We start from the raw sequence: 26689 nt of genomic DNA on the forward strand, positions 1-26689 counted from the left end.
AGCACCGCGCGTTGGACGGCGCCCGCACGCCATCGTTCACGTCATGCGGCAAGACCCTGCGCGCGCACGACGTCGATGAACCCGGCAAGCACGGGGCTCACGTCGTCGGTACGCCACACGAGGCCCGTCTCGACGAGCGGCGCGTGGCCGGCGAGCGGCCGGTAGACCACGCCGGTGCGCCGCAGGTTACGCAGCGATTGCGGCACCAGTGCGACGCCCATGCCGGCCGACACGAGGCTGACGATCGTCTGCATCTGGATTGCTTCCTGACCGATGCGCGGGGTTTCCCCCGCCGCGCCGTAGCAGCCCGTAATGATGTCATAAAAGCCGGGCGCCAAACGACGCGGAAAGATCACGAGCGGCAACGCGGCGACGTCGGCAAGCTGCACCGGCTCGTCCTCGGGCGCGTCGGAAGCCGTACTCGGCATCGCGACCACCAGCGGCTCGCGTACGACGGGCAGGTACGACAAGCCGGCCGCGTGACGCGGCGGCACGGGCGGAATGACGAGCCCGGCGTCGATGCGCCCGGCGACGAGTTCGTCGATCTGCACGTCGCTCGTCGCTTCCGCGAGCTGCAGCCGCACCTGCGGATAGCGCGCGCCGAACGCACGCAGCAACGACGGCAACAGCCCGTAATCGGCGGTCGACACGAACGCGAGCGACAGCGAACCGGCCTCGCCGCGCGCGAGCCGGCGCGCCAGCGGCGGCAGCGCATCGGCCGACGCCAGCAGCCGGCGCACGTCGGGCAGCAGCGCCGCGCCGACCGCCGTCAGCGCCACCGAGCGCTTGGTGCGCACGAACAGCGCGACGCCCAGCGCGTCCTCCAGCGCGCGAATCGCCTGCGACAGCGGCGGCTGCGTCATCGACAGGCGCTCGGCCGCGCGGCCGAAATGGCGCTCGTCGGCGACGGTCGCGAAATAGCGCCACTGGCGCAGGTCGGGGATCGGATCGGCCATGTTCGACTCATTCGCAAAACGACTTAATAGGCGACAAATAATATATTGGACATCCCAATCAGGACACTCCATGCTTGGTCGATCCGAACCGGCGCGCCCTCGCGAGCGACGCCCATACCACGATGGAGTCCCCCATGTCGTACAACCGTCGCTCGAAGCACATCACGCAAGGCGTGGCCCGTTCGCCGAACCGCTCGATGTATTACGCCCTCGGCTACCAGAAGGAAGATTTCGACAAGCCGATGATCGGCATTGCCAACGGCCATTCGACGATCACGCCGTGCAATTCCGGCTTGCAGCGCCTGTCGGACGCGGCCGTCGACGCCGTCAAGGCCGCCGGCGCGAACCCGCAGATCTTCGGCACGCCGACGATTTCGGACGGCATGTCGATGGGCACCGAAGGGATGAAGTACTCGCTCGTGTCGCGCGAAGTGATCGCCGACTGCATCGAGACCTGCGTGCAGGGCCAGTGGATGGACGGCGTCGTGGTGGTCGGCGGCTGCGACAAGAACATGCCCGGCGGCATGATCGCGCTCGCGCGCCTGAACGTGCCGGGCATCTACGTCTACGGCGGCACGATCCGCCCGGGCAACTGGAAGGGCCGCGACCTGACGATCGTGTCGTCGTTCGAAGCCGTCGGCGAATTCACCGCGGGCCGGATGTCGCAGGAGGACTTCGAAGGCGTCGAGAAAAACGCGTGCCCGACGTCCGGTTCGTGCGGCGGCATGTACACCGCGAACACGATGAGTTCATCGTTCGAGGCGCTCGGCATGTCGCTGCTGTATTCGTCGACGATGGCGAACCCCGATCAGGAGAAGGTCGATTCGGCCGCCGAATCGGCGCGTGTGCTGGTCGAGGCCGTGAAGCGCGACCTGAAGCCGCGCGACATCATCACGAAGGAATCGATCGAGAACGCGGTGTCGGTGATCATGGCCACCGGCGGCTCGACCAATGCGGTGCTGCACTATCTCGCGATCGCGCACGCGGCCGAGGTCGACTGGACGATCGACGATTTCGAGCGCATCCGCAAGCGCGTGCCGGTGATCTGCGACCTGAAGCCGTCGGGGAAGTACGTCGCGACCGACCTGCACCGGGCCGGCGGGATTCCGCAGGTGCTGAAGATCCTGCTCGACGCGGGGCTGCTGCACGGCGACTGCATGACGATCACGGGCCGCACGATCGCCGACGAGTTGAAGGACGTGCCGAGCGTGCCGCGCGCGGACCAGGACGTGATCTTCCCGATCGAGCGCGCACTGTACAACGAGGGCCATCTCGCGATCCTGAAGGGCAATCTCGCGGAGGACGGCGCGGTCGCGAAGATCACCGGCCTGAAGAACCCGGTAATCACGGGCCCGGCGCGCGTATTCGACGACGAGCAGAGCGCGATGGATGCGATCCTCGGCGACCGGATCCGCGCGGGCGACATCCTCGTACTGCGCTACCTCGGCCCGCAGGGCGGCCCCGGCATGCCGGAAATGCTCGCACCGACGTCCGCGATCATCGGCAAGGGGCTCGGCGAATCGGTCGGCTTCATCACGGACGGCCGCTTCTCGGGCGGCACCTGGGGCATGGTGGTCGGCCACGTCGCGCCTGAGGCGTTCGTCGGCGGCACGATCGCGCTGGTGCAGGAAGGCGATTCGATCACGATCGACGCGCACCGGCTGCTGCTGCAACTGAACGTCGACGACGCGGAACTCGCGCGCCGCCGCGCTGCGTGGCGGCAGCCGGCGCCCCGCTATACGCGCGGCGTGCTCGCCAAATTCGCGGCGCTCGCCCGGCCGGCGAACCAGGGGGCGGTCACGGGTTGATGCAGAGGCGCCATCGCATGCGACCCCGATAAAGGGCGCCCGGGGGAACGCGCAAAACGTGCGTTCCCTTTGCTTCTATAATGCGCGGACCATGAAGCCGGCCGTCCCCGCCGGCGGAGAACCGCATGAAACAGACGATATTGCGCGTGCTGCTCGCCCTGCTGCTGACCGGCGCCGCGGCGGCGGCACGTGCCGACCAGGCCGACGGGCTCGCGCTGGCGCAGCGCAAGAACTGCATGGCCTGCCATGCGATCGGCAAGCCGCTGATGGGTCCGTCGTTCCGCGACATCGCCGGCAAGTACGCGGTGCGCGGCGACGGCGTCGACTACCTGGCGCAATCGATCGTGAAAGGCAGCGTCGGCGTATGGGGCAGCGTGCCGATGCCCGCCAATACGCAACTGACGAGCACCGAGGCCCATACGCTCGCCCAGTGGGTGCTGTCGGTACGCTGAAAGCGAATACCCGCGCGGGTACCCACCTTGTGCGCTTGTGCGCGGGACGTCGCGAGAGGACGGCCGCGTACTGACCGACCGGCCCCTCCCCAGCGGCTTCGCACGCGTTTACTGCGCTTACTGAACCCGCATTCTCTTTTTCGCCGCCGCGAACGATTGCCCGTTCAGCCGGAATGACCGGCGCGACGGCGAGCGATCTCTTCATCGACCGCCTCGCGCACCCAGTCCATCACCTCGGTTTCCAGCGCGAGTGCGACTTCGCGCGTGACCTGGCCGACCAGCCAGGCCGAATGCTCGTGCAGCGCATCGCGACAACGCGCTTCGATGGCGTCGCGCCCTGCCCCGGTCAGATAGTTCGTCAGGCGATTGCGAAGCCGTTCGGCGATGTGCTGCGCATCTTCCGGCGTCAGCGCGACTGCGGCCTGCGCATCCGGCTGCGGCGGCACCGCGCCCGGTAGGACCACCTCCGGCGTCGCCGATTCGGGCGCGTGCGCGGCCGCGTCGCGCGCCATCGCGGCGAACGTGTGTTTCGGCAGGTTGTCATCGACGAGCGACGAGCGCAGCGGCGCCGTCATCGCCGCCGCATCCTCCGCGACCACGTGCTCGGCGGCGCCAGGCTCGGCCGGCGCATCGGTTTCGCCCGCGGCGGCGGCCGTCGCCGCGTCGCCCGGCAGCTCGACCGCCGGCACGTGCGGCGTCGGCACGGGTTCGATCACGACGGAATCGGGGTCGGCCTCGGTTTTACGCGATTCGGCCGACGCGGCGCCCGCGGCGGCCGGTGGCGCGATCACGTCGGTGAGCACCGGAATCGCCGCATCGTCGTGCGGCCGGGGGGCGGCCGACGCGGGCGAGCGCGCCGGCGCCGGCTTGCCCGGCACCAGCACGTCAGTCAGCGTCGGAATCGAGGATGAATCGGCTTCTGTCACGGGAACACTCCGTCGACGGTTGCGGCTAGCCGCCCTGCTTGTAGTTGTTCAGCGCATAGCCGCGGTCGCGGTAGAACCGGTAGCGGTCGCGGCCCGCGGCCAGCTCGTCCGGCGCGTTGCCGACCACTTCGAGCAGGCGTTCGAAGCGGGCGAACTGCGCGGGCACGGTCGCGCCGAGGTTCAGCAGCACGTGATGATGCGGCGCGCGGTCGAGATCGGCGGCCAGCACGATCGGCGTGCCGGCGGCGTGCTCGCTGTCGATGCCGCAATGCGGGATGAAATCGAGCGGCGAGAACGTCCAGAGCCGCTCGTCGAGCGCGCGCAGGCGCGCGGGCTCGGCGAGCACGACGACCGGCTGCCCGGCCTGATAGGCCTTGCGCAGCAGCCGGCACGCGTACGCAAGCGAATCGCCGACGTTCGAGTGGAAATCGATCCGCGTCATTGCCCGCGCACCCGCAGCGTCGTCGGCACCGCCATCACTGGCCGGCGCGGTCGATCAGGAACTGCGCGAGCAACGGCACCGGACGGCCCGTCGCGCCCTTCGCCGCGCCACCCTTCCATGCGGTGCCCGCGATGTCGAGGTGAGCCCACGGATAGCTCTCGGTGAAGCGCGACAGGAAGCATGCGGCCGTCACGGCGCCGGCCGGACGCCCGCCGATGTTCGCGAGATCCGCGAAATTCGACTTCAGCTGTTCCTGGTACTCGTCGTCGAGCGGCATGCGCCATGCCGGGTCGTTCGCCTCGCGCGACGCGTCGAGCAGCTCGCCGGCGAGCGCGTCGTTCGTCGAGAACAGCCCGCTGTTGTGGCCGCCCAGCGCGATCACGCACGCACCCGTCAACGTCGCGACGTCGATCACGGCGGCCGGCTTGAAGCGCTCGGCATACGTGAGCGCGTCGCACAGGATCAGGCGGCCTTCGGCGTCGGTGTTCAGCACCTCGATCGTCAGCCCCTTCATGCTGGTGACGATGTCGCCCGGCTTCGTCGCGTTGCCGCCCGGCATGTTCTCGCAGGTCGGCACGATCGCGACGACGTTGATCTTCAGGCCCATCTCGGCGACCGCGCGGATCGTGCCGAGCACCGAGCCCGCGCCGCACATGTCGTACTTCATCTCGTCCATGCCTTCGCCCGGCTTCAGCGAGATGCCGCCCGTATCGAACGTGATGCCCTTGCCGACCAGCACGACGGGCGCGGCCTTCGCGGCGGCGCCCTGGTAGTGCAGGACGATGAACTGCGGCGGCTCGACCGACGCGCGCGCGACCGACAGGAACGACCCCATCTTCAGCGCCTGGATCTGCTTGAGCCCGAGGACCTCGGCCTTCAGGCCCCAATCCTTCGCGATCTTCTTCGCGGTGTTGCCGAGATAGGTCGGCGTGCAGACGTTGCCCGGCAGGTTGCCGAGGTCGCGGGTCAGATCCATCCCGTTCGCGAGCGCGACGGCCTGCTTGATCGCGACCTTCGCGGCCTTTTCGTCCGCCGGATCGACGCTGAACACGACACGCTTGAGCGTGTGCGACGCCGGTTCCGGCTTGCTCTTCATCTGCGTGAAGCGGTAGGTCTCGTTGCGCAGCGCGAGGATCGCGGCGCGCACGCCCCAGTCGGAGCTGCGCTCGTCGACCGGCAGTTGCGCGAGCGAGAACGTGACCTGGACGACCTTGGTCGCCAGCAGCGCGCGCCAGGCGGCGGTCACCGCGTCGTTATAGGCTTTCTGATTGAAAGCATCCTGCTTGCCGAGCCCGACGAGCAGCACGCGCGACGCGCCGATGCCCGACACTTCGTGCAGGAACAGCGTCTTGCCGCGCTTGCCGTCCATGTCGCCGGCCTTCACCACGCGCGAGATCAGCCCCTTGGTGGCCGTGTCGATGTCGAGCGCCGCGCCCGACAGGGTCTGCGCCTCGAAGATGCCGAGCACGATGCAGTCGGACTTCCCGGTCAGGAACCCCTTGGCCTCGCCTTTGCTCCAATCACAGCCTTTTATGCTAAAGTCCATCGCGCTTGTCCTCGGATAAAATCTGGGCTAAGGATGAAAGCCGCAATTATCCGCTATTTTTCCCGTGGCGGCGCGAGCGCTCCACCACGCGTGCGCAGCCTCCCGCCCTCTTCTCATCAAGAATGATCTTCGAACGCTCCCTCCAGCGCGAGCTTGCGTATACGGCTGGCGCCGTGTTCATGGTGCTGCTCACGATCATGCTCACGACGATGATGATTCGCATCGTCGGCTACGCCGCGTCCGGCGAAATCGATCCGCGGGACGTGCTCGTGCTGATCGGCCTGACCGTGATCGGCTACCTCGCCGTGATGCTCGTCGTCACGCTGTTCGTGTCGATCCTGTTCGTGCTGACCCGGTGGTACCGGGACTCCGAAATGGTGGTGTGGCTCGCGTCCGGCGTGAGCCTCACGCGCCTCATCAAGCCGATCGGCGTGTTCGCCACGCCGATCGTCCTGCTGATCGCGTTCTTCGCGTTCGTCGGCTGGCCGTGGTCGAACCAGCAGAGCAAGATGATCAAGGCACGTTTCCAGCAGCGCGACGAAATCTCGCTGCTCGCGCCCGGCCAGTTCCGCGAATCGGCCGCGAACCATCGCGTGTTCTTCATCGAGAAGATGTCGCCCGACCAGAGCAAGGTCCAGAACGTGTTCGTCACGTCGACGGAAAACGGCAAGCTCAACGTGGTCGTGTCGCAGACGGGCCATACGGAAACCGCGAAGGACGGCGATCGTTTCGTCGTCCTCGAAGACGGCCGCCGCTACGACGGCACGCCCGGCCAGCCGAACTTCAAGATCATGGAATTCGAGCGCTACGGCGTGAAGATCACCAGCAAGCCGGTCGTCAACGTGCAGACCACCAACAGCACGCCCACGCCCGACCTGCTGCGCAACCCGACGCGCGACAATCTCGCGGAATTCGCGTGGCGCGCGGGGCTGCCGCTGATCGCGCTGAACCTGATGGTGCTCGGCATCCCGCTCGCGTACCAGAACCCGCGCCGCAGCCGCACGATCAACCTCGTGATGGCCGTGCTGATCTACCTCACGTATTCGAACCTGCTGAACGTCGTGCAAGCGCAGATCGAGCAGGGCAAGATGTCGTTCGGCGTCGGTCTCGTCGGGCTGCACGTGCTCGTCGCGGCGATCGTCGCGTTCATTTTCTGGTTGCGCGTGCGCAATCGTCCGTTGTTGTCACGCGCGCTGTTCGGCCGCTCGGGAGCATGATCGATGCGGCTCTATGAAAAGTACTTCGCGCGGCAGATCTACATCACGTTCATCTTCATCCTGTTCGCGTTCTCCGGTCTGTTCTTCTTCTTCGACCTGATCAGCGAACTGAACTCGGTCGGGCACGGCAACTACAAGTTCGGCTACGCGGTGCTGCGCGTCGCGCTACAGACGCCGTCGCGCTTCTACGAGATCATCCCGGTCGCCGCGCTGATCAGCGCGATCTACGTGTTCGCACAGATGGCCGCGAACTCGGAATTCACGATCTTCCGCGTGTCGGGCCTCGCGACCAACCAGGCGCTGCGTTCGCTGCTGAAGATCGGCGTGCCGCTCGTGATCGTCACCTATCTGATCGGCGAATTCGTCGGCCCGTACGCCGACCAGCTGTCCGAACGCGTGCGGCTGCAGGCGCTCGGCGCATCGGTGTCGTCGAACTTCCAGTCGGGCGTATGGGTGAAGGACACGCTCGCGGCCCGCGAGAACGGCGAGCAGGTCACGCGCTTCGTCAACGTCGGCAGCCTGTCGCCCGACTCGACGATCAGCAACGTGCGCATCTACGAGTTCGACTCCAAGTTCCAGCTGCAGAACGTGCGGATCGCGCAAACCGGCCGCTACGAGCCCCCCGGCCACTGGCTGCTGAAAGGCGTCACCGAAACGGAGCTGACGCCGATCAAGCCGGTCAGCGGCCAGCCGGCCGATGCGCTGAACCCCGTGTACCGGTCGCAGCAGGTGTCGCTGCCCGAATACCGGCTGCGCTCCGACCTGACGCCGCAGATCCTGTCGGTGCTGCTCGTGTCGCCGGAGCGCATGTCGATCATCAACCTGTTCCGCTACATCCAGCACTTGCGCGAGAACCAGCAGGACACGCAGCGCTACGACATCGCGCTGTGGCGCAAGCTGCTGTATCCGTTCGCGGTATTCGTGATGCTCGTGCTGTCGCTGCCGTTCGCCTACCTGCACACGCGGGCGGGCGTGGTCGGCGTGAAGGTGTTCGGCGGCATCATGCTCGGCATGAGCTTCCAGCTGCTCAACACGCTGTTCTCGCACATCGGCACGCTGAACACGTGGCCCGCGCCGCTCACCGCCGCGACGCCGGGTCTCATCTATCTCGCGCTCGGCCTGTTCGCGCTCAAGTGGGTCGACCGGCACTGAGCGCCGCGCGCGACGGAGGCTTCGACATGCATTCGCACGGTATCGTCCTGTTCGGCCACGGCGCCCGCGACCCGCGCTGGGCCGAGCCGTTCGAGCGGCTCGCCGCGCGGCTGCGCGGCGCCGGCTCCCCTGCCGCGCAGGTGTCGCTCGCGTTCCTCGAACTGATGCCGCCGTCGCTCGCCGAGGCCGTGGCCGCGCAAGTCGCGGCCGGCTGCGCGCGCATCACCGTGGTGCCCGTGTTCTTCGGCCAGGGCGGCCATGTCCGCCGCGACCTGCCGCAGCTCGTCGACGCATGCCGCGCCGCGCATCCGGGCGTCGAGATCCGCTGCGCGACGGCCGTCGGCGAAGACGACGGCGTGCTCGACGCGGTCGCGCGCTATTGCGTCGACCAGCTCGGCGACGACGCGTAGGCCACGTCTTCGCGACGCCCAAAGAAAAAGCGCCGGCATCTGCCGGCGCTTTTTGCGTTTGGGACCGCGCGCGAGCCGCGCTCAGGCGGCATTGCGCACCGGATCGCCCGCCTGCGCCTGCCGTGTGCGTTCGGCGAATGCATCGCCGATCATCAGCAGGCTCGGTTCCGCGGGGTCGAGCCACGCCTGCGCATCGCCGGCCGCCATCCGGGCGAGCGTCAGCGTCAGCGTGCGTTCGCGCGCGGTGCTGCATGCCTCGACGATCGCCACCGGCGTCGCCGGCGCACGGCCGGCGTCGATCAATTCCTGCGCGATGCCGGGCGCGCTGTCGCGGCCCATGTAGTAGACGATCGAATCGGCGCGTGCGGCTTCGCGAATCTCGTCGCTGCCCGGTGCGCGACTGTGCGTCGCGAACGCGACGCTGCGCGATACGCCGCGCAACGTGAGCGAACGCTTCAGCGTCGCCGCGCCGGCCAGCGCCGCGGTGATGCCCGGCACGATCTCGTAGTCGATGCCGGCCGCGTCGAGTGCGCGCATTTCCTCTTCGGCGCGACCGAACAGCATCGGATCGCCGCCCTTCAACCGCACGACGCACGCGTGCTCGCGCGCCGCGTCGACGATCTGCTTGTTGATGAAATGCTGCGCGGTCGAGCGCTGCCCGCAGCGCTTGCCGACCGCGATCTTCCGCGCGTTCGGCGCATAGTCGAGCATCGCAGGCTCGACGAGCGCGTCGTGCAGCACGACGTCGGCCTGCTCGAGCAGCCGCATGCCGCGCACCGTGATGAGGTCCGCGGCGCCCGGTCCTGCTCCGATCAGATATACCTTGCCCATGTTTGTCGCTTCGCTAGGGTCCTGCAGCGGCGGCCGGTTCGCCGCCGCGCAGATTGACGATTACGCCGAGAACGCGCGGATCATCCCGGCGGCGACCGTGTGGTGCGTCGCCTCGTCGATCAGCACGAACGCGCCCGTGCCGGGGTGCGCATCGTAGGTGTCGCACACGATCGGCTTCTGCAGCGTCAGCGCCACGCGGCCGATATCGTTCATCTTCAGGTCCTGGCGATCGGTCGCGTGCGACAGCGTATGCACGTCGAGCACCTGCTTGACGCCGCCGATCTTCGCGAACACCGTACTGGTGGTCTGCTTCAGCAGGTACTTGCGCTGCGGCGACAGCGGCGTCTCGTCGAACCAGCACAGGTCCGCCTCGAGCTTCTTCGCCGGCTCGACCGGCTCGGCGGCCGTGACGAACATGTCGCCCCGCGACACGTCGACATCCTCTTCGAGACGGATCGTCACCGTCTGGCCCGCGAACGCGTGCGCGACCGATGCGGTGCCGCCCGGCACCGGCGCGACGATCTCGGCGACCGTCGCGGTGCGGTTCGACGGCAGCACGACGATCGCGTCGCCGACCTTCACTTCGCCCGACTCGATCCGGCCCATGTAGCCGCGGAAATCGTCGGCCGAGCTGCCGTCCTGGCGCGCGACCCACTGCACCGGGAAGCGCAGCGCGTCGTGCGCCTGCGTCTCGACCGGCAGCGACTCGAGCACGTCGAGCAGCGGCTCGCCGGCGTACCACGGCATGCGCTCGCTCGCGCCGACGATGTTGTCGCCCTTCAGCGCCGACACCGGCACGAAGCGCACGTCGGTCAGGCCGAGCTGCTTCGCGAGCGCGACGTACGCGTCGCGGATCTCGTTGAAGCGCGCCTCGCTGTAGTCGACGAGGTCCATCTTGTTGATCGCGACGATCACGTGCTGCAGCCCGAGCAGCTTGACGATCGCGCTGTGGCGCTTGGTCTGCGGCAGGAGTTGCACGACGCCGTTCTCGACCGTGATGCGTGTCGCGTCGATCAGGATGATCGCCGCGTGCGCGGTCGACGCGCCCGTCACCATGTTGCGCGTGTACTGCTCGTGGCCCGGCGTGTCGGCGATGATGAACTTGCGCTTCGCGGTCGCGAAATAGCGGTACGCGACGTCGATCGTGATGCCCTGCTCGCGCTCGGCTTCCAGCCCGTCCGTCAGCAGCGCGAGATCGAGCTCGTCGCCGACCGTGCGCTTGTTCTTCGCGCGCGACAGCGCGGACAGCTGGTCGGACAGCACGGCCTTGCTGTCGTACAGCAGGCGGCCGATCAGCGTGCTCTTGCCGTCGTCGACGCTGCCTGCGGTGATGAAGCGCAACACGCCGAGGTCTTCGGTGTTCTCGATGATGCTCATGATGTGAATGTCCTCGTGTGCTTCAGAAATAACCTTGCTTCTTGCGCTGTTCCATCGCGGCTTCGGACGCCTGGTCGTCCATCCGGGTCGCGCCGCGCTCGGTGATCTCGGTCACCGCCGTCTCGGCGATGATCTTCTCGACGTCGTCCGCGTCGCTTTCGACCGGGCACGTGCAGCTGATGTCGCCGACCGTGCGGAAGCGCACCTGCGCCAGCTCGCTCGTCTCGCCGTCACGCATCGGCGTGAGCGGCGTGACCGGCACGAGCAGCCCGTTGCGGCGCACGATCTCGCGCTGGTGCGCGTAATAGATCGACGGCAGTTCGAGGTTCTCGCGCGCGATGTACTGCCACACGTCGAGCTCGGTCCAGTTCGAGATCGGGAACACGCGCAGATGCTCGCCCTTGTGCAGGCGGGCGTTGTACAGGCTCCACAGTTCCGGGCGCTGCGCCTTCGGGTCCCACTGGCCGAATTCGTCGCGGAACGAGAAGATGCGCTCCTTCGCGCGCGCCTTCTCTTCGTCGCGGCGCGCGCCGCCGATCAGCGCCGTATAGCCGTGCTGTTCGATCGTCTCGAGCAGCGTGACGGCCTGCGCGGCGTTACGCGAATCGGTTTCGCGGCGCAGCACGACCGTGCCGCGCTTGATCGAATCCTCGACGTGGCCGACCACCAGCTCGGCGCCGAGCTCCTGCGCGCGGCGGTCGCGGAAGTCGATCACTTCCTCGTAGTTGTGGCCCGTGTCGATATGCACGAGCGGGAATGGCAGCGTCGTCTTGCGGTTCGCGCCGAGGCCGAACGCCTTCAGCGCCAGATGCAGCACGACGACCGAATCCTTGCCGCCCGAGAACAACAGCGCCGGCTTGCTGCACTCGGCAACGAGTTCGCGCAGGATGTGGATCGACTCGGCTTCGAGCCAGTCGAGGTGGCCCATGCGGCTGTCGGCGCCGGTGGGCGGGGCAAAGGCGGATTGCTCGAGCGTCGTGCTCATGATTTCAGTCCTTCTCTTCCGGGTTCGTGCCGCCCGCTGTCGCAGGCGGCGCAATATTCAGTTTCTTGTCGGTTTTCAATGCGCGGCGCCGGCGTCGGCATTCGCGGGAATCGGCGTGATCGTCGTGATGTGCAGCCCGCACTCCTTCGTGTCGCGCGACTCCCACCACCAGCGGCCCGCGCGGCTGTCCTCGCCGGGACGGATCGCGCGCGTGCACGGCTCGCAGCCGATGCTCGGGTAGCCGCGCGCATGCAGCGGGTTGACCGGCACGTCGAACGCGTTAAGGTACGCCCACACGTCGGCTTCCGTCCAGTCGGCGAGCGGGTTGTACTTCGCGATCCCGCGCGCTTCGTCCTGTTCTTCCTCGTGCAGTTCCGCGCGCGTGACCGACTGCTCGCGGCGCTGGCCCGTCACCCACGCGCCGACGTCGGCCAGCGCGCGGTTCAGCGGCTCGACCTTGCGGATGTGGCAGCACGCCTTGCGCAGCTCGACGCTCTCGTAGAACGCGTTCAGGCCGTGCTCGGCGACGTACTGGTCCACCGCGTCCTGCTGCGGGTGGAACTGCTCGATCTCGTAGCCGTAGCGCTCGCGCACGCGGTCGATCATGCCGAGCGTTTCCGCATGCAGGCGGCCCGTGTTCAGCGAGAAGATGCCGATCGGCACGCCCTTCGACAGGATCGCGTGCGTGAGCAGCATGTCCTCCGCGGCAAGGCTGCTCGCGAATTTCACCTTGTCGTGACGGGCGCCGATCCGCGCGAGCAGCGCGTCGAGGCGCTCGACCTTCGCGGCGAGTTCCGGCGTCAGCTCGGTGGCGGTCGCGGTGCTCATGCGCTCACCTTGGTGTCGGCCGCGGCCTCGCGGCGGCGGAACAGCGGCGCCGGCTCGTCGAATGCGCCCTGGTAACGCTGCGTGAATTCCGTGAACGCATTCAGCGCGTCGTGGATGTCCTTGTCGGCGCGCACCGCGAACGCGTCGAAGCCGCAGCGCGACATGTACAGCAGTTGATCGCGCAGCACGTCGCCGATCGCGCGCAGCTCGCCCGTCCAGCCGTGGCGTTCGCGCAGCAGGCGCGCGATGCTGTAGCCGCGGCCGTCCGCGAAGCGCGGGAAATTGACGGCGACCAGCGAGATCGCGCCGAAATCGGCCACGAGATCGGCCGGTTCGCTGTCCGGCGCGAGCCACACGCCGAGTTCGTCCTTCGTCTTCGCGGCGACGAGCGCCGCACGCTCGGCCTGCCACAACGCGAACGGCACCAGCACCTTGCCGGCCGGCAACGCGTCGACCGCGGGCAGCGCGCCGTCTTCCGCCGCGCGCACGACCTGCCATGCATCGTCGATCACTGCGCGGTTCTTGATAATCGAAGCCATCTGCAAATTCCTTCTACCCGGTTGATTACGCGTTCACGGCCTGGCGCGCCGCATACACGCGCTCCTTGAACGGCGCGATGCCGATGCGGTCGTACGTGTCGATGAAGCGCTCGCCGTCGATGCGCGCTTCGACGAACGTGTCGATCAGCGTCGCGATCACGTCCGGCACTTCTTGCGCGGAGAACGACGGGCCGATCACGCGGCCGAGGCGCGCGCCGTTGCGGCCCGTGCCCTGCTCGCCGCCGAGCGACACCTGATACCACTCGGCGCCATCCTTGTCGACGCCGAGGATGCCGATATTGCCGACGTGGTGATGGCCGCACGAGTTCATGCAACCGGAAATGTTCAGCGACAGGTCGCCGAGGTCGTACACGTAGTCCAGATCGTCGAAACGCTGCTGGATCGCCAGCGCGATCGGGATCGACTTCGCGTTCGCGAGCGAGCAGAAGTCGCCGCCCGGGCACGCGATGATGTCGGTCAGCAGGCCGACGTTCGGCGTCGCGAAACCGGCCGCCTTGGCCTTTTCCCACAACGCGAACAGGTCGCGCTTCTTCACGTTCGCGAGAATCAGGTTCTGCTCGTGCGACACGCGCAGTTCGCCGAGCGAGTAGGCGTCGGCCCAGTCGGCGACCAGGTCCATCTGCGCGTCGGTCGCGTCGCCCGGGGCCACGCGGTGATCCTTCAGCGACAGCGTGACGGCGGCATAGCCCGGCACCTTGTGCGGCGCGACGTTACGCTCGACCCAGCGCGCGAATGCCTTGTTCTCGAGCAGATGCTGTTCGAACGACGCGTCGGTGTCGGCGAGCTTTTCGTAGACCGGCGGCTGGAAGTACTGCGACACGCGGTCGATTTCGGCCTGCGTGAGCGTCGACGGGCCGTCCTTCAGGTGCTGCCATTCTTCCTCGACCTGCTGCGCGAACTTCGCCGGCGACAGCGCCTTCACGAGGATCTTGATCCGCGCCTTGTACAGGTTGTCGCGGCGGCCGTAGCGGTTGTACACGCGCAGCACGGCCTCGCAGTACGTGAGCAGGTGCTGCCACGGCAGGTCTTCCTTGATCACCGCGCCGACGATCGGCGTACGGCCGAGGCCGCCGCCCGCGAGGATGCTCGCGACCACCTCGCCCTGCGCGTTCTTCTTCAGGTACACGCCGAGGTCGTGGATCTGCACGGCCGCGCGGTCGTGCTTCGAGCCCGACACCGCGATCTTGAACTTGCGCGGCAGCCACGCGAATTCGGGATGGAACGTCGACCACTGGCGCAGGATCTCGGCCCACGGGCGCGGATCGATCTCTTCGTCCTGCGCGACGCCGGCGAACTGGTCGGCCGTGATGTTGCGGATGCAGTTGCCCGACGTCTGGATGCCATGCATCTGCACCGACGCGAGCTTCGCGAGAATCTCGGGCGTCTCTTCCAGTTCGATCCAGTTGAACTGGATGTTCGAGCGGGTCGAGAAATGGCCGTAGCCGCGGTCGTGTTCGCGCGCGATGCGCGCCAGCATCCGGAGCTGGTCGCTGCGCAGGTTGCCGTACGGAATCGCGATGCGGTGCATGTACGCGTGGCGCTGCATGTACAGGCCGTTCTGCAGACGCAGCGGACGGAATTCGTCTTCGCTCAACTCGCCCGACAGCCGGCGGCGCACCTGATCGCGGTACTGCGCGACTCGCTCGTCGACGATCGTCTGGTCGTATTGGTCGTACTGATACATTCGGGGACCCCAGGGTTTTCGTGTTGACCGCGCGACGTCCTAGCCACGTCGCGCCCGAATCTCCGTTCCGTCGTCACCGCCGCCATCCGCTGCCGGCTGGATTGCTAATGACGAAAACAGATATCCATATTTGAAAAACTCCGGTGAATCGTAATAAACTCGCCTTATATTTCAAACGACTAAAAAATTCTGTTGATATGCGGAAGGGTTATAAATGAACCTGCACCAATTTCGCTTCGTGCGCGAGGCCGTCCGGCAGAATTTCAACCTCACCGAGGCCGCCAAGGCGCTCTACACGTCGCAACCGGGGGTATCGAAGGCGATCATCGAGCTCGAGGACGAGCTGGGCGTCGAGATCTTCACGCGGCACGGCAAGCGCGTACGCTCGCTCACCGAACCGGGCCGGATCATCCTCGCATCGGTCGAGCGGATTCTTCAGGAAGTTGAAAGTTTAAAGAGGGTCGGGAAAGATTATGCGGCGCAGGACCAGGGCAACCTGACCATCGCGGCGACCCACACGCAGGCCCGCTACTCGCTGCCGGCGGCGATCGCCGAGTTCAAGAAGCGCTTCCCGAAGGTGCACCTGTCGATCCTGCAGGGCAGCCCGACGCAGGTGGCCGAGATGGTGATCCACGACCAGGCCGATCTCGCGATCGCGACCGAGGCGATCTCCGACTACAAGGAACTCGTGTCGCTGCCCTGCTTCCAGTGGCATCACGCGGCCGTCGTGCCGGCCGACCATCCGCTGCTCGAACGCAAGCCGGTCACGCTGGACGATCTCGCGCAATACCCGCTGATCACGTACGACGACGCGTTCGCGGGCCGCAAGAAGATCAATCATGCGTTCGCGCTGCGCGGACTGTCGCCGGACATCGTGCTCGAGGCGATCGACGCCGACGTGATCAAGACCTATGTCGAACTCGGCCTGGGCGTCGGCATCATGGCCGACATCGCGTTCAATCCCGAGCGCGATCGCGGCTTGCGGCTGATCCCGGTCGGCCATCTGTTCGGCAGCAACGTGACGCGCGTCGCGCTCAAGCAGGGCGCCTACCTGCGCAGCTATGTGTATACGCTCGTCGAACTGCTGTCGCCGACGCTGAACCGCAAGCTGATCGAGCAGGCGCTCAAGGGCGAAGCCGAATCGTACGAACTTTGACGGACAGGTATGAACCGGGGGGCGCACATTGCGCCCCTTTTCGTTGCCCGACGGACATGGAGATTCCCGCATGACGCTTCCCGCCCTGTTGCGCCGCGCCGCCGGCGCCGCCCTCGTGCTCGCCTGCGCGGTCGCGCATGCCGACCTGAAGGTCGGCGTCGACCTGTCGTCGACCGGTCCGGCCGCCGCGATCGGCATCACGAGCAAGAACGCGATCCTGATGTGGCCGAAGACGATCGCCGGGCAACCGGTGCAGGTCACGGTGCTCGACGACGCCTCCGACCCGGGCACCGCGGTGCGCAACATCCGCAAGCTGGTGGACGAGGATCACGTCGACGTCGTGGTCGGGCCGAACATCACGCCGGCCGCGCTCGCGGCGCTCGACGCGGTGGCGGCCGCGCAGACGGCGATGATCACGCTGGTCGGCTCGGGCGCGATCGTCGAGCCGCAGGAAGGCGCGCGGACCTGGGCGTTCAAGATGGCGCAGAGCGACCGCGCGATGGCCGACGTGATGACGCGCTACATGGCCAATCACGGCGTGAAGACGGTCGGCTTCATCGGCTTCGCGGACAGCTACGGCGACAGCTGGCTCAACGAATTCACGCGCTTCGCGGACCTGCGCAAGATCCGCGTGGTCGCGACCGAGCGCTTCAACCGCACCGACGCGAGCGTCACCGGCCAGGCGCTGAAGCTGATCGCGGCGAAACCCGATGCGATCCTGATCGCGGGCTCAGGCACGCCGGCCGTGCTGCCGCAGCGCACGCTGATCGAGCGCGGCTACAAGGGCGCGATCTACCAGACCCACGGGATCGCGACGCCGGAATTCATCAAGCTCGGCGGCAAGGACGTCGACGGCACGCTGTTCCCGACCCAGCCGGTGGTCGTCGCGCGCACGCTGCCTGCCGACCATCCGGCGCGCAAGGCCGCGTTGGCATTCGTCGACGCGTATGAAACGAAATACGGCGCCGGCACCGTCACGCAGTTCGCGGGCGATGCGGCGGGCGTCTATCCGCGCCTCGCCGACGCGGTCGGCCGCGCGCTGAAGGCCGCGCAGCCCGGCACGCCCGCGTTCCGCGCGGCGCTGCGGCGCGAACTCGAGCGCGCGCACGAGCTCGTCGTGCCGAACGGCGTCGTCAACACGAGCGACAAGGATCACGTGGGGCTCGACCAGCGCGCGAGCGTGATGGGGATCGTGAAACAGGGTCGCTTCGTCTATCTGAGCCAGTGACTCGTACGCCGGATGCCGGGTAGCTTGCCCGCCGTCCGGATTTCCGCCATAATCCGCGTTTCGCCGCGCACCACCGCATGCGCGGCCAGAATCACGCCCAGGTGGTGAAATTGGTAGACGCAGGGGACTCAAAATCCCCCGCCGCAAGGCGTGCCGGTTCGATTCCGGCCCTGGGCACCAGTCTTTCGCAGCGTCATCCGCTGCAACGCTCGAAACCCGCGCAAGCTCGCCGCTTCGCGGGTTTTTTGTTTTTGCGCCGCATCGCCGCGACGGACGTCCCGCCCGGCAGTCCAAGCATCGGGGAGATGCCGACCACGGAGGCCGCCCATGTCCATGCGCAGGATTTCATGCCGGGTCTGCCGCGCCGTGCTCGCCACCGTGCTGGCGCTCGCGCTCGGCGGTTGCGACATACTAAGCGCGCCGCCCGTACCCGACTGGCCCGGGCCGCATGCGCCGTATCCATTCCCGGACACCCTTCACCATCGCACCGAATGACCTGACGGCAGCCTTCGTCGTGCAGCCACTTGACTCAGGCCATCAGTTCGCGGACGAAGTCGAGAAACACCCTCACCTTCGCCGACACGAGATTCGACGCGTGGTGATACGCGTAAAGCGGGAAAGTCTCGTCCGCCCACTCGGGCAACAACTGCACCAACCGACCGTCGGCCAGGACGTCCCGCGCATAGAGTTCCAGCAGTTGCGCAATGCCGACGCCGCCCAGGCACGCGCCGAGCAGCCCGCCCGTATCGTTGACCGTCAGCCTGCCGGCGGCGTCGACCGGCACGACTTCCTTGCCGCGATGAAATTCCCATTCGTACGGCCGCCCCGTCACCGGATTGCGGATCAGCACGCACCGGTGACCGTCCGCGAGATCCCGCGGGTGCCGCGGTTCGCCATGACGCGCGACATAGGCCGCCGACGCGCAGGTCAGCACGCGCGTCTCGACCAGCAGGCGCGCACGATATGACGACGGCTCCGGGATGCCGAAGCGCACGGCCACGTCGAAGCCGTCGGCGACGAGGTCGCCCATCCGGTCGCGCACGCTGATCTCGACGGACAGGTCGGGAAAGCGGTCGAGAAATTCCGCCATCCGCGGCGCGAGCACGTAGTGACCGAACGTGCCGTCCACGTTCACGCGCAGCCGCCCCCTCACGCGCGCCTTCGACCGGCCGGCGTCGAGCGCCGCCTCCTCGATGCCGGCCAGCAGCGGCGCGACCGCCTCGTAAAAGCGCCGCCCTTCGTCGGTCAGCGTGATCGCGCGCGCCGTCCGGTTGAAGATCCGGATGCCGACGCGCTGTTCCAGCCGGGCGACGGCGCGGCTCACCGCCGGTTGAGTCAGCCCCATCGCCTCGCCCGCGCGCGCGAAGGTGCCGGCCTCGATCACCGCGGAGAGCACTCCGATACCGCTGAGCAGCCTGCTGTCGAACCCCATGAGACATACTTTTAGTCATTCATTGACTGATCATTATTCATTATTTTTATTGATCGAGGAAGCCTACAGTAGTCCTGTCGCCGGATCGAACGGCATTCATCCCTTCACCAAGGAGCAGGACATGAGCACATCGGAACAGGTCGCCCTCGTCACGGGTTCGTCGCGCGGCATCGGCGCGGAAATCGCCCGTCAGCTCGCCCGGGACGGTTTCCGGGTCGTCGTCAACTATGCCGGCAGCGCCGGCCCGGCCCGCGACGTGGTCGATGCGATCGTCGCCGACGGCGGCCGTGCCGTCGCGGTGCAGGCGAACGTCGCCGACCCCGCGGCCGTGGCCGCGCTGTTCGACGCCGCCCGCGACGCATTCGGCGGCATCGACGTGGTGGTCAATTCGGCGGGCGTGATGAAGCTGGCCGCGATCGCCGACTGCGACGACGCGCTGTTCGACGAAACGATCGCCATCAACGTGAAAGGCACGTTCAACGTATGCCGCGAAGCGGCGAAACGGGTGCGTGACGGCGGACGCATCATCAACCTGTCGACCAGCGTGATCGGCATGCGCATGCCGACTTACGGCGTGTACGTCGCAAGCAAGGCGGCGGTCGAAAGCCTCACGCAGGTGCTCGCGCAGGAAATGCGCGGGCGCGGCGTCCGCGTGAACGCCGTCGCGCCGGGACCGGTCGCGACCGAGTTGTTCCTGCAGGGCAAGAGCGCCGAACTCGTCGATCGGCTCGCGAAGCTGAACCCGCTCGAGCGGCTCGGCCAGCCCGACGACATCGCGCGCGTCGTCGCGTTCCTCGCCGGCCCGGACGGCGCGTGGATCAACGGCCAGATCCTGCGCGCCAACGGCGGCATGTGCTGACGGACCGCCCGCTACCCACTCGTCTTTCCGCCAGGAGATCGCTCATGAAGGAAGTCATCCTCGTCACCGGCGCGTCCAGCGGCTTCGGCCTGCTGACGGCCCAGGCGCTCGCCCGCGCCGGTCACACGGTCTACGCATCGATGCGCGAGAGCACCGGGCGCAACGCGCCGCGCGTCGCCGCCGTCACCGCCTATGCGCAAGAACACGGCGTCGACCTGCGCAGCCTCGAGCTCGACGTCGGCGACGATGCGTCGGTCGACGCCGCAATCGATCGCGTGATCGCCGACGACGGCCGTCTGGACGTCGTCGTCCACAATGCCGGCCACATGGTGTTCGGGCCGGCCGAAGCGTTCACGCCCGAACAGCTCGCGCAGCTTTACGACGTCAACGTCGTGTCGACCCAGCGCGTGAACCGCGCGGCGCTGCCGCACCTGCGCCGCCAAGGCCGCGGCCTGCTCGTCTGGGTGTCGTCCTCGTCGGCGCGCGGCGGCACCCCGCCGTTCCTCGCGCCCTACTTCGCCGCGAAAGCCGCGATGGACTCGCTCGCGGTGTCCTACGCGGCCGAACTCGCGCGCTGGGGCATCGAAACGTCGATCGTCGTGCCGGGCGCGTTCACCCGGGGCACGAATCACTTCCTCCATGCGGGCAAGCCGGCCGATACCGTCGTGCAGGCCGCCTACGACAGCGGACCGTACGCGGGCGTCGCCGATCAGGCATTGAAGGGCCTCGCCGCGCTCGAGCCGGCTAACGCCGATGCGGGCGCCGTCGCCACGGCGATTGCCGCGCTCGTCGCGGCGCCGGCCGGCAAGCGCCCTTACCGCGTGTTCGTCGACCCGTCGCAGGACGGCGCCGAGGAAGTGTTCCGCGTCGGCGATCGCATCCGCCGCGAGATGTTCAGAAACATCGGGCTCGCCGACCTGCTCGCGCCGCGCGTGCACGATTGATCCTTCCCACGCCGGGCCGGCCGGCGCGCGTCACCCCCGCTCGCAGAACCCGAGAATCGCGTCCGCGACCGCCGCCGCGGATTCGCGCTGCGGGAAGTGCCCGACGCCGTCGAGCACCTGCCGCTCGTACCGTCCGGCGAAGAACCGCTCGCGCCCGGCCGAGCTGTCCGGATGATTGCAGGTGTCCGCGCCGCCATGCAGCACGAGCGTCGGCACCGCCAGCACGGGCGCCGGGTTCAGCCGCGCGTCGTCGTCCGCATAGGCCGGCGTGCCCGGCGCGAAGCCCCAGCGCTGCCGGTACGAATGCAGCACGACGTCGATCCAGTCGGGTCCGTCGAACGCGACGGCCGCCGCGTCGAAATCGCCGTCGCGATACCAGCCCGGCGGCGACCACGTATCCCACATCAGGCGCGCGAACGCACGGCGGTCGTCGCGCAGCGCCTGCTCGCCGCGCGGCGTCGCCATGAACCAGTGGTACCAGTAGTTGCGCGCCTGCTGCAGCGACAGCGGCTGAGCGGGATCGTTGGTGCCGTACCCGACCGACAGCATCACGAGATGCGATGCGGCCCCGCCGCGCAGCCCGCAGGCGTTCGCGGCCGCGCGGGCGCCCCAGTCGTGCCCGACCAGCACGGGCCGCGCGATACCGAGCGCGTCGACGAATTCGAGCAGGTCGCGCCCGAGCGCCGCGAGCTGGCCGCTGCGCGGCACGGACGCATCGCGAAAGCGCGTCGGCGCAAAACCGCGCAATGCGGGCGCGAGCACGCGGTAGCCGCGTGCGGCGAGTGCCGCTGCCACCGCTTCCCAGCCGACCGGACTGTCCGGCCAGCCGTGCAGCAGCACGGCGACGCGTTCGCCGCGCGGGTTCCATTCGAGATAGGCAATGTCGAGCGACGCGGTCGTCGCATGCGCATAGGTCGTCATCGGGTCCTCCATCAGGTCGAGGTCAGCATGAACGTACGATGGTAGGCCGGCCTTTCATCACGATTCGCGGAGTATCATGACTTACTCTTCAAATATTGCGTTGAATCGATCCATGGAACCATCGACCGACCCCGCATCGACCGCGCTCGACATCGCGCTGCTGCGCACTTTTCTCGAAGTGGTCGACAGTCGCGGGTTCGCGCCGGCCGCCGAGCGCCTCGCGCTGACGCCGTCCGCCGTCAGCGGCCACATCAAGCGGCTGGAACAGGCGGCCGGCACCGTGCTGCTCGCGCGCACGACACGCCGTATCGCGCTGACGCCGGCCGGCGACACGCTGTACGCGTACGCGCGCAACATCGTCGACATGGAACGCGAAGTGCGCGCGCGGCTGCGCGGCGCGCCGGCGCACGGGCCGCTGCGGGTCGGCGCGTCGGAGGATTTCGCGGGCACGTGGCTGCCGCAGGTGCTGCGCACGTTCCGCGACAGCCATCCGCGCACCTCGATCGAACTGAAGGTCGGCATCACCGCGTCGCTGTTGCGGGAGCAATCGCTGGGCCGGCTCGACGTCGTGTTCGGCAAGCAGTGCCGACAGGTCGACACGCCCGGCGAACTGCTGTGGGAGGAGCCGCTCGTGTGGGCATTCGCGGCCGATACGGCGCTCGACGCCGACGAAGGCGTGCCGCTCGCGCTGTTTCCGGAGCCGTGCGTGTATCGGCAAGCCGCGGTGTCCGCGCTCGCCGCGGCGCTGCGGCCGTTTCGCGTGCTGTTCGAAAGCGGGAGCATGGCCGGCTGCATGTCGGCCGCGCTCGCCGGTTTCGCGGTCACGGCGCTCGCGCGCAGCCAGTTGCGCGACGGCCTGCGCGAGTGCGGGCCGCACGACGGCCTGCCGGCGCTGCCGGCCGCACGCTTTTACGCATTCGCGTCGAAACCCGCGGGCGTCGGCGCCGCGCTGATCGACGCGGTACGCGCCACCGGGCGCACCCGGCAGTTCGCCGCTTGAGCATGCGCGGCGCGGTCGCCGCACGGCCGCAGCGCACCGGTGCCGATCGGCCGCATCCCGAGCCGGCGAACGGCGGAACGGCCCGCGGATACCGGCACGATGCCGCCTTCAGTCGCCGCTGCCGCTCGCGCCCGCGTCGTTCAACGCATCGGCCATCAACTCGCCGAACCACTCGATGAACGCGTTGAGCCGCCTCGAGCGATGCCGGCGGTGCGGATACACGGCCGCCACGTCCATCGGCTCGGCGCGGTGGCCGGGCATCACGTCGACGAGTGCGCCGCTTGCCAGCAGATGCTCGACGTCGAAGCGCGGAATCTGGATCAGCCCCATTCCCGCGATGCAGCTGGCGATATAGGTTTCGGCGTTGTTGACGATCACGCGGCTCGGCAGCGTCAGCGCGTGCCGCTGCCCGTCCGCGCAGTATTCCCAGCCGAGCTCGCGCCCCGTCGTCGGCGACGCATAGCCGATCGCCCAGTGCCCGTGCGCGAGCGCATCCGGATGCTCGGGCACGCCGCATTCGCGCAGGTAGTCGGGGCTCGCGCAGTTGATCAGCGCGAACTGCCCGAGCGGCCGCACGACGAGGCTGCTGTCCGCGAGCCGCCCGACGCGGATCGCGCAATCGACCCCCTCCTGCACGAGGTCGATCGTGCGGTCCGTCGAGCCGAGGGACAGTTGCAGCTTCGGGTGGCGGCGAAACAGCGACGGCAGCGCGGGCGCCACGACGCGGCGCGCGATCCGGCTCGGCACGTCGACGTTCAGCCGCCCGACCACGTCGCGGTCGCGGCGCCGAAACAGGCGGTCGAGTTCGTCGGCTTCCGCGAGCAGGCGCCGGCCGCGTTCGAGCAGCAGTGCGCCGTCGGCGGTCAGCTGCACCTGGCGCGTCGTGCGATGCAACAGGCGCGTGCCGAGCGCCGTCTCGAGCTGCTGGACGGCCGCCGACACGGTCGCGCGCGGCACGTCGAGCGCATGCGCGGCCTTGATGAAGCTGCCCATCTCGGCAACCTGCAGGAAGATCCTGACCTGATCCAGCTTGTCCATCGGCGGGAAACCCGGGTTCGAACGGTCGCGGCCGCCGGCTGCCGCGCATCGCGGCCGGCTTCGGCGACACAAAGAAAAACGGGCGCGCGGCCTCGTGACCGCGCGCCCGTCCATTGTCCACGCAAACGCGCCATTGCGGTGCGCCGCTGCCGCGACGGCCGCCCGCACGGCCCGTGAGCGGCCCGGTTACTTGGTCGTATAGCCGCCGTTGATCAGGATCGTCTGGCCCGTGATCCACCACCCGTCGGTCACGAGATGGCGGATGAACGGCACGACGTCCTCGATGTCGGTCAGGCCCGTCTTGCTGAACGGCGACAGCGCGGCGGCCGTCTTGTGGTACGCGACCGCATCGGCGCCTTCGGCCGGATAGAAGAACGGCGTGTCCATCGGGCCCGGCCCGACGGCCGTCACCGAGATGCCGCGCGCGCCGTATTCCTTCGACGCCGCGCGCGTGAAGTGCTCGACCGGCGCCTTCGACCCTTCGTACGCCGCGTAGAACGGCGTGAACGCGCCGAGCAGCGACGTCACGAGCGTGACGAGCTTGCCGTGATCCTCGAGGTGCCGCCCGGCTTCCTTGATGAAGAAGAACGCCGACTTGCTGTTGACCGCGAACATCTCGTCGTACTCGGCCTCGCTGATCTCGGCGAACGGCTTCTTCAGCACCTTGCCGACCGTGTTGATCGCGATGTCGATCTTGCCGAAGTGCTGCTTCGCGTCGTCGAACAGCTTCTCGACCGCGGCAGCGGTCGTCAGGTCCGCCTGGAACGTCGCGGCTTGCGCGCCGGCCGCGCGCACCGCGGCGGCCGTCTCCTCGGCCTGCGCCTGCGATGCCGCGCTGTTGTAGTGAATCGCCACCGCCTTCGCGCCGTGGCCAGCCAGGTCCCGGGCGATCAGGCCGCCGAGATTCTTTGCGCCGCCTGCGATCAGGACGACCTTGTCTGCGAGCGTATGAGTTGCCACGGTTGACTCCTTTTTTCGGTGAACGAAGCTTGGAGTGTAGGCATGCGCGAGCCGCCGGTCAGCCGGCCGCGGCTGGATGGATTATCCAGAAAATCGATCCAATCGAAGCAATGCAAGGCGGCCTGCCGCACCGACAAGAGCGCCGGATTGCGCGGTCGATCGCACGGCCGCCGGTCGGCTCAGCGTGCGTACAGCGCCGCGTCGATCTTGCCGAGCAGCCACTGCATGCCCGCCAGATGCTGCTGATCGTGGCTGCACAGGTAATGGACGAGCCCACGCACGGTCAGCGCACCGTAGCCCTCGAACTCGCCGGTACGCTCGAACTGTTCGGGCGTGAGGCGCGACAGCAGCTCCAGCGTCTCGCGCCGCGCGTCGCGAATCGCCGCGAGCACGTCGGACGCATACGCGTCGTTGTAGCGCCGCTCGATCGCGAGCGCGTCGCCGTCGATCGAGACGAGCAGCGGCCGGTCTTCGTCGAGCATGCAGCGCAGCCGCACGTGATAACCGTCGATCTCGATGTCGCGCACGTGGCAGAGCTGCCCGAGCGGCGAGAAATGCTCGCTCGGAATGCCGGCCCAGTCGTCGGGTGTCCAGCGCGCATAGCCGTCGGGGACGGCCGCGAAATGCGCTTCGAGCTGGCGGGGGAAATCGGCGAGTGCGTCGAGCGTCGTCGGATTCATGCCGGAGACTCCTGTCGGATAAGGGCGGCGGCAATCCTGGCACGGGCTTGCCGCCGCCGTTGCGTCACTTCACGCCGAAGCCGTACGCGCCCTGCGTGCGATGCCCGTCGGTCGCGACGGCCACCCACTTCACCGTGTACGCGCCCGTGCCGAGCGCCGCGAGCGGCACCGTCATCCGCTTGCGGTTCGACGCGTCGATGCGCGCGCGGCCGTTCGACACCGTCTTGCCGTCGCCGTCGACGACGACGATCGAACTGAACGCCGGCTCCAGCGGCTCGGTGAAGTCGATCGTGACGGCCGCCGGTGCAACTGCCAGCGCGGCGCCCGCCGGCGGATCGCTCTTCGCGAGATGCGCATGCGCGAACGCGGTCGACGAAACGGTCGCGGCGACGATGACGGCGGCAGCATGGCGGCCGAACGGAAATGAATCGAAAGGCATGAGCTTTCCGTGAAGAATGAACGAGCGCCGCGCGCCGCGCAGCGTTCCGGCAGCTTACCAGCGCATGCGCGTCCATGCCGGCCCTGCGCCGGCGCTTGATAGAATGCGCGCGCTATGGATCTCGAAAGCATTCTCTACACCCAGGGCTTCGGCTCGCGCCGCCAGTGCCGCGGCCTGATCGAAGCAGGCCGCGTCGCCGTCGCCGGCGCGGCCGCGACCGACCCGGACACCACCTTCGATACCGACGGCCTCGTGTTCTCGGTCGACGATACGGCATGGCCGTTCCATGCGCGCGCGTATCTCGCGCTCAACAAGCCGGCCGGCTACGAGTGTTCGCGCGATCCGCAGCACCATGCGAGCGTGTTCAGCCTGTTGCCCGCGCCGCTCGTCGCACGCGGCGTGCAGTGCGTCGGCCGGCTCGACCAGGACACGACCGGCCTGCTGCTGCTGTCCGACGACGGCCAGTTCGTGCACGCGTACACGTCGCCGAAGCGCAAGGTGCCGAAGACCTACGTCGCGACCGTACGCCACCCGCTCGACGACACGCAACTGCAGGCACTGCGCACCGGCGTGCAATTGCATGGCGAGCCGAAGCCGATCGCGGCCGTCGCCGCCGCCGCCCGCGACACGCACGCGCTCGCGCTGACCGTGCTCGAAGGCAAGTACCACCAGGTCAAGCGGATGGTCGCGGCGGCGAGCAACCGCGTCGAGTCGCTGCATCGCGAAAGCATCGGCGGCTTCGCGCTGCCGGACGATCTCGCACCCGGCGCGTGGCGGTGGCTCGACGAAGCCGACCTTGCCGCGCTGCGCAATCCCGTCGAAACCCTGTAAGGGAAAATCCGCACGACCGTTCGGCAT

General features: G+C 68.1%; 27 protein-coding genes and 1 tRNA gene. 12 read left to right on the plus strand and 16 right to left on the minus strand.

Translation table 11 applies throughout. The features are described 5' to 3' along the window. Positions 1-41 precede the first annotated feature (41 nt). Complete coding sequence (locus tag WS54_RS25860; RefSeq protein ID WP_034208142.1) at positions 42-956, minus strand: LysR substrate-binding domain-containing protein; 915 nt, start codon at positions 954-956, stop codon at positions 42-44. A 134-nt stretch (positions 957-1090) separates the two neighbouring features. Between WS54_RS25860 and ilvD the strand changes: the two genes are divergently transcribed. Both ilvD and WS54_RS25870 read left to right on the plus strand, forming a co-directional pair. Next, complete coding sequence (gene ilvD / locus WS54_RS25865) at positions 1091-2764, plus strand: dihydroxy-acid dehydratase (protein ID WP_059782284.1); 1674 nt, start codon at positions 1091-1093, stop codon at positions 2762-2764. A 125-nt stretch (positions 2765-2889) separates the two neighbouring features. After that, entirely contained in the window at positions 2890-3216 is a 327-nt protein-coding gene (locus WS54_RS25870) for a c-type cytochrome (protein WP_059782282.1), read from the plus strand. Positions 3217-3380: 164 nt separating this feature from the next. Here WS54_RS25870 and WS54_RS25875 read toward each other — a convergent pair whose 3' ends face one another. From WS54_RS25875 to WS54_RS25885, 3 genes are read right to left on the minus strand one after another with little or no spacing between them, the layout of a single operon-like run. Further along, positions 3381-4142, minus strand: a complete 762-nt coding sequence (locus tag WS54_RS25875) for a DUF2486 family protein (RefSeq protein ID WP_059782280.1) — start codon at positions 4140-4142, stop codon at positions 3381-3383. A gap of 25 nt (positions 4143-4167) precedes the next feature. After that, positions 4168-4584, minus strand: coding sequence for a DNA polymerase III subunit chi (locus WS54_RS25880; RefSeq protein ID WP_034208146.1), 417 nt, complete (start codon positions 4582-4584; stop codon positions 4168-4170). 34 nt (positions 4585-4618) lie between these two features. After that, a complete protein-coding gene (locus tag WS54_RS25885) occupies positions 4619-6130 on the minus strand; it encodes a leucyl aminopeptidase (protein ID WP_034208147.1) in 1512 nt (503 codons plus the stop codon). A 122-nt stretch (positions 6131-6252) separates the two neighbouring features. Here WS54_RS25885 and lptF point away from each other — a divergent pair, with 122 nt between their 5' ends. Genes lptF through WS54_RS25900 form a run of 3 tightly spaced genes read left to right on the plus strand, consistent with a single transcriptional unit; the run spans position 6253 to position 8909 of the window. Next, positions 6253-7347: an LPS export ABC transporter permease LptF gene (gene lptF / locus WS54_RS25890; RefSeq protein ID WP_034208148.1), complete on the plus strand. Its 1095-nt coding sequence runs from the start codon at positions 6253-6255 to the stop codon at positions 7345-7347. 3 nt (positions 7348-7350) lie between these two features. Further along, the gene (gene lptG / locus WS54_RS25895; RefSeq protein WP_034208149.1) at positions 7351-8499 is read left to right on the plus strand and encodes an LPS export ABC transporter permease LptG; all 1149 of its coding nucleotides are present in this window, start codon (positions 7351-7353) and stop codon (positions 8497-8499) included. A gap of 26 nt (positions 8500-8525) precedes the next feature. Further along, positions 8526-8909, plus strand: a complete 384-nt coding sequence (locus WS54_RS25900; protein ID WP_034208150.1) for a sirohydrochlorin chelatase — start codon at positions 8526-8528, stop codon at positions 8907-8909. Positions 8910-8990: 81 nt separating this feature from the next. Here the strand turns inward: WS54_RS25900 and cobA are convergent, their stop codons facing one another. The 6 genes from cobA to WS54_RS25930 form a co-directional block, all read right to left on the minus strand. After that, on the minus strand, positions 8991-9740 hold the full coding sequence (cobA, locus tag WS54_RS25905; protein WP_034208151.1) for a uroporphyrinogen-III C-methyltransferase: 750 nt from the start codon (positions 9738-9740) through the stop codon (positions 8991-8993). Positions 9741-9800: 60 nt separating this feature from the next. After that, a complete protein-coding gene (locus tag WS54_RS25910) occupies positions 9801-11117 on the minus strand; it encodes a sulfate adenylyltransferase subunit 1 (protein WP_034208152.1) in 1317 nt (438 codons plus the stop codon). A 22-nt stretch (positions 11118-11139) separates the two neighbouring features. Beyond that, complete coding sequence (cysD, locus tag WS54_RS25915; RefSeq protein ID WP_006478076.1) at positions 11140-12102, minus strand: sulfate adenylyltransferase subunit CysD; 963 nt, start codon at positions 12100-12102, stop codon at positions 11140-11142. 75 nt (positions 12103-12177) lie between these two features. Beyond that, a complete protein-coding gene (locus tag WS54_RS25920; protein ID WP_034208153.1) occupies positions 12178-12930 on the minus strand; it encodes a phosphoadenylyl-sulfate reductase in 753 nt (250 codons plus the stop codon). Then, positions 12927-13469, minus strand: coding sequence for a DUF934 domain-containing protein (locus WS54_RS25925; protein ID WP_059782278.1), 543 nt, complete (start codon positions 13467-13469; stop codon positions 12927-12929). The genes WS54_RS25920 and WS54_RS25925 overlap by 4 nt, the downstream gene beginning before the upstream one ends. 25 nt (positions 13470-13494) lie before the next feature. Continuing rightward, positions 13495-15174 (minus strand): nitrite/sulfite reductase, encoded by a 1680-nt coding sequence (locus WS54_RS25930; RefSeq protein ID WP_034208155.1) that lies wholly within the window; start codon positions 15172-15174, stop codon positions 13495-13497. A 214-nt stretch (positions 15175-15388) separates the two neighbouring features. On the opposite strand from WS54_RS25930, the gene WS54_RS25935 reads away from it, so the two are divergent. From WS54_RS25935 to WS54_RS25945, 3 genes are all read left to right on the plus strand, one after another. Then, positions 15389-16330 (plus strand): CysB family HTH-type transcriptional regulator, encoded by a 942-nt coding sequence (locus WS54_RS25935; RefSeq protein ID WP_006478072.1) that lies wholly within the window; start codon positions 15389-15391, stop codon positions 16328-16330. A gap of 70 nt (positions 16331-16400) precedes the next feature. Continuing rightward, positions 16401-17558 (plus strand): ABC transporter substrate-binding protein, encoded by a 1158-nt coding sequence (locus tag WS54_RS25940; protein ID WP_059782277.1) that lies wholly within the window; start codon positions 16401-16403, stop codon positions 17556-17558. A 95-nt stretch (positions 17559-17653) separates the two neighbouring features. After that, positions 17654-17738 (plus strand) — tRNA-Leu (locus tag WS54_RS25945). A gap of 349 nt (positions 17739-18087) precedes the next feature. Here WS54_RS25945 and WS54_RS25950 read toward each other — a convergent pair. Continuing rightward, entirely contained in the window at positions 18088-18990 is a 903-nt protein-coding gene (locus WS54_RS25950; RefSeq protein WP_059782275.1) for a LysR family transcriptional regulator, read from the minus strand. Between the two features lie 121 nt (positions 18991-19111). Between WS54_RS25950 and WS54_RS25955 the strand changes: the two genes are divergently transcribed. Together WS54_RS25955 and WS54_RS25960 are read left to right on the plus strand one after the other, a co-directional pair. Then, complete coding sequence (locus WS54_RS25955; RefSeq protein ID WP_034208158.1) at positions 19112-19849, plus strand: SDR family oxidoreductase; 738 nt, start codon at positions 19112-19114, stop codon at positions 19847-19849. A 44-nt stretch (positions 19850-19893) separates the two neighbouring features. Beyond that, positions 19894-20793, plus strand: a complete 900-nt coding sequence (locus tag WS54_RS25960; protein WP_059782272.1) for an SDR family oxidoreductase — start codon at positions 19894-19896, stop codon at positions 20791-20793. Between the two features lie 30 nt (positions 20794-20823). Here the strand turns inward: WS54_RS25960 and WS54_RS25965 are convergent, their stop codons facing one another. Further along, positions 20824-21714, minus strand: a complete 891-nt coding sequence (locus WS54_RS25965) for an alpha/beta fold hydrolase (protein ID WP_059782343.1) — start codon at positions 21712-21714, stop codon at positions 20824-20826. Positions 21715-21826: 112 nt separating this feature from the next. Here WS54_RS25965 and WS54_RS25970 point away from each other — a divergent pair, with 112 nt between their 5' ends. Then, complete coding sequence (locus tag WS54_RS25970; RefSeq protein ID WP_059782271.1) at positions 21827-22714, plus strand: LysR substrate-binding domain-containing protein; 888 nt, start codon at positions 21827-21829, stop codon at positions 22712-22714. 108 nt (positions 22715-22822) lie between these two features. Here WS54_RS25970 and WS54_RS25975 read toward each other — a convergent pair whose 3' ends face one another. From WS54_RS25975 to copC, 4 genes are all read right to left on the minus strand, one after another. Beyond that, positions 22823-23752, minus strand: coding sequence for a LysR family transcriptional regulator (locus WS54_RS25975; RefSeq protein ID WP_034208162.1), 930 nt, complete (start codon positions 23750-23752; stop codon positions 22823-22825). A 186-nt stretch (positions 23753-23938) separates the two neighbouring features. Then, positions 23939-24712: an SDR family oxidoreductase gene (locus WS54_RS25980; protein WP_059782269.1), complete on the minus strand. Its 774-nt coding sequence runs from the start codon at positions 24710-24712 to the stop codon at positions 23939-23941. 179 nt (positions 24713-24891) lie between these two features. Next, entirely contained in the window at positions 24892-25392 is a 501-nt protein-coding gene (locus tag WS54_RS25985) for a DinB family protein (protein WP_059782267.1), read from the minus strand. A gap of 64 nt (positions 25393-25456) precedes the next feature. Continuing rightward, positions 25457-25831, minus strand: coding sequence for a copper homeostasis periplasmic binding protein CopC (copC, locus tag WS54_RS25990; protein WP_059782265.1), 375 nt, complete (start codon positions 25829-25831; stop codon positions 25457-25459). A gap of 114 nt (positions 25832-25945) precedes the next feature. On the opposite strand from copC, the gene WS54_RS25995 reads away from it, so the two are divergent. Beyond that, positions 25946-26662 carry a 16S rRNA pseudouridine(516) synthase gene (locus WS54_RS25995; protein ID WP_059782263.1) on the plus strand — a complete coding sequence of 239 codons (717 nt, stop codon included), beginning with the start codon at positions 25946-25948 and terminating at the stop codon, positions 26660-26662. Positions 26663-26689 lie beyond the last annotated feature (27 nt).

This window comes from Burkholderia sp. NRF60-BP8 (genome assembly GCF_001522585.2).
Classification (GTDB): domain Bacteria; phylum Pseudomonadota; class Gammaproteobacteria; order Burkholderiales; family Burkholderiaceae; genus Burkholderia.

Excerpts from the sequence above, each read along its gene's own strand:
- WS54_RS25925 (WP_059782278.1), bottom strand. The coding sequence starts at position 13,469 with ATGGCTTCGATTATCAAGAACCGCGCAGTGATCGACGATGCATGGCAG.
- WS54_RS25985 (WP_059782267.1), bottom strand. The coding sequence starts at position 25,392 with ATGAATCCGACGACGCTCGACGCACTCGCCGATTTCCCCCGCCAGCTC.
- WS54_RS25955 (WP_034208158.1), top strand. The coding sequence starts at position 19,112 with ATGAGCACATCGGAACAGGTCGCCCTCGTCACGGGTTCGTCGCGCGGC.
- WS54_RS25960 (WP_059782272.1), top strand. The coding sequence starts at position 19,894 with ATGAAGGAAGTCATCCTCGTCACCGGCGCGTCCAGCGGCTTCGGCCTG.
- cysD (WP_006478076.1), bottom strand. The coding sequence starts at position 12,102 with ATGAGCACGACGCTCGAGCAATCCGCCTTTGCCCCGCCCACCGGCGCC.
- WS54_RS25995 (WP_059782263.1), top strand. The coding sequence starts at position 25,946 with ATGGATCTCGAAAGCATTCTCTACACCCAGGGCTTCGGCTCGCGCCGC.
- WS54_RS25975 (WP_034208162.1), bottom strand. The coding sequence starts at position 23,752 with ATGGACAAGCTGGATCAGGTCAGGATCTTCCTGCAGGTTGCCGAGATG.
- WS54_RS25965 (WP_059782343.1), bottom strand. The coding sequence starts at position 21,714 with ATGACGACCTATGCGCATGCGACGACCGCGTCGCTCGACATTGCCTAT.
- WS54_RS25900 (WP_034208150.1), top strand. The coding sequence starts at position 8,526 with ATGCATTCGCACGGTATCGTCCTGTTCGGCCACGGCGCCCGCGACCCG.
- WS54_RS25870 (WP_059782282.1), top strand. The coding sequence starts at position 2,890 with ATGAAACAGACGATATTGCGCGTGCTGCTCGCCCTGCTGCTGACCGGC.
- WS54_RS25935 (WP_006478072.1), top strand. The coding sequence starts at position 15,389 with ATGAACCTGCACCAATTTCGCTTCGTGCGCGAGGCCGTCCGGCAGAAT.
- lptG (WP_034208149.1), top strand. The coding sequence starts at position 7,351 with ATGCGGCTCTATGAAAAGTACTTCGCGCGGCAGATCTACATCACGTTC.
- WS54_RS25930 (WP_034208155.1), bottom strand. The coding sequence starts at position 15,174 with ATGTATCAGTACGACCAATACGACCAGACGATCGTCGACGAGCGAGTC.
- WS54_RS25920 (WP_034208153.1), bottom strand. The coding sequence starts at position 12,930 with ATGAGCACCGCGACCGCCACCGAGCTGACGCCGGAACTCGCCGCGAAG.
- WS54_RS25950 (WP_059782275.1), bottom strand. The coding sequence starts at position 18,990 with ATGGGGTTCGACAGCAGGCTGCTCAGCGGTATCGGAGTGCTCTCCGCG.
- WS54_RS25940 (WP_059782277.1), top strand. The coding sequence starts at position 16,401 with ATGACGCTTCCCGCCCTGTTGCGCCGCGCCGCCGGCGCCGCCCTCGTG.
- WS54_RS25885 (WP_034208147.1), bottom strand. The coding sequence starts at position 6,130 with ATGGACTTTAGCATAAAAGGCTGTGATTGGAGCAAAGGCGAGGCCAAG.
- copC (WP_059782265.1), bottom strand. The coding sequence starts at position 25,831 with ATGCCTTTCGATTCATTTCCGTTCGGCCGCCATGCTGCCGCCGTCATC.
- cobA (WP_034208151.1), bottom strand. The coding sequence starts at position 9,740 with ATGGGCAAGGTATATCTGATCGGAGCAGGACCGGGCGCCGCGGACCTC.
- WS54_RS25910 (WP_034208152.1), bottom strand. The coding sequence starts at position 11,117 with ATGAGCATCATCGAGAACACCGAAGACCTCGGCGTGTTGCGCTTCATC.
- WS54_RS25860 (WP_034208142.1), bottom strand. The coding sequence starts at position 956 with ATGGCCGATCCGATCCCCGACCTGCGCCAGTGGCGCTATTTCGCGACC.
- WS54_RS25970 (WP_059782271.1), top strand. The coding sequence starts at position 21,827 with ATGGAACCATCGACCGACCCCGCATCGACCGCGCTCGACATCGCGCTG.
- WS54_RS25880 (WP_034208146.1), bottom strand. The coding sequence starts at position 4,584 with ATGACGCGGATCGATTTCCACTCGAACGTCGGCGATTCGCTTGCGTAC.
- ilvD (WP_059782284.1), top strand. The coding sequence starts at position 1,091 with ATGTCGTACAACCGTCGCTCGAAGCACATCACGCAAGGCGTGGCCCGT.
- lptF (WP_034208148.1), top strand. The coding sequence starts at position 6,253 with ATGATCTTCGAACGCTCCCTCCAGCGCGAGCTTGCGTATACGGCTGGC.